The sequence below is a fragment of the Bradyrhizobium sp. Ken51 genome (assembly GCF_055807435.1).
This window is the reverse complement of sequence record NZ_JBVVPB010000116.1, coordinates 1-987: the sequence shown is the minus strand read 5'-3', so window position 1 is coordinate 987 and position 987 is coordinate 1. Positions and strand designations below refer to the sequence as shown.

The following is a 987-nucleotide window of genomic DNA, read 5'->3' as shown; positions in this document are numbered from 1 at the left end:
TGGTCGGACGAGAAGGTGCTGGCCAAGGTCCGCCAGATGGTGCTGCCTTCGATGCAACGGCAGGGGCCGATCGAGGCATGGATCATCGACGACACGGGTTTTCCCAAACACGGGAAGCATTCGGTAGGGGTGCAGGTCCAGTATTGCGGTCAGCTCGGCAAGGAGGCCAATTGTCAGGTGGCGGTGTCGCTGTCGATCGCCAATCACTCCGCCAGCCTGCCGGTGGCCTATCGGCTGTATCTGCCGAAGGAGTGGGCCACGGATAAAGTGCGGCGGACGAAGGCGGGCGTGCCAAAGGACATCCGCTTCAAGACCAAGCCGGAGATCGCGCTCGATCAGATCCGGTGGGCCTGCGAGGCTGGGCTGCCTCGCGGGGTCGCCTTGATGGACGCCGCCTATGGCGTGGACTCGCGGCTGCGCACCGGCATGACGGCGTTGGGCGTGAGCTACGTCGTCGGCATTCAGCCAAAGCTCCTGATGTGGCCGCCCGGGACCGAACCGAAGCGGAAAGGCCGGCCGCTGAACAATACGGGGCGTCGCGATGAGCCTGATCTGATCTCGGCCAAACGCATTGCACGGGATCTGCCCAACGAAGCCTGGCAAACGATCCGGTGGCGGGAGGGTTCGGCCGAGTGGCTGTCGTCTCGCTTTGCCCGCGTCCGCGTTCGGGTCGGACATACCCAGCTCAAACCGGAATTGATCTCGGAGGAATGGTTGCTGATCGAGTGGCCTGCCGACGAAGCCGAGCCGACCAAATATTGGCTGTCGACGTTGCCGGCCGACATCGGCTTCCGCGAACTTGTCGACTACGCCAAGCTGCGCTGGCGTATCGAACGCGACTATCTTGAACTCAAGCAGGAAGTCGGGCTCGGGCACTTCGAGGGGCGCGGCTGGCGTGGCTTCCATCATCACGCCACGATGTGCATCGCAGCCTACGGATTCCTGGTCTCCGAGAAGGAGACGATTCCCCCCTCAGCAACTCGTCGC

General features: G+C 63.4%; 1 protein-coding gene. It reads left to right on the top strand.

All coding sequences use genetic code 11. The annotated features are described in order from the left end of the window. Positions 1–987: IS701 family transposase (locus AC0L27_RS41050; protein ID WP_473323780.1), on the top strand; the 987-nt coding region annotated here is incomplete at both ends.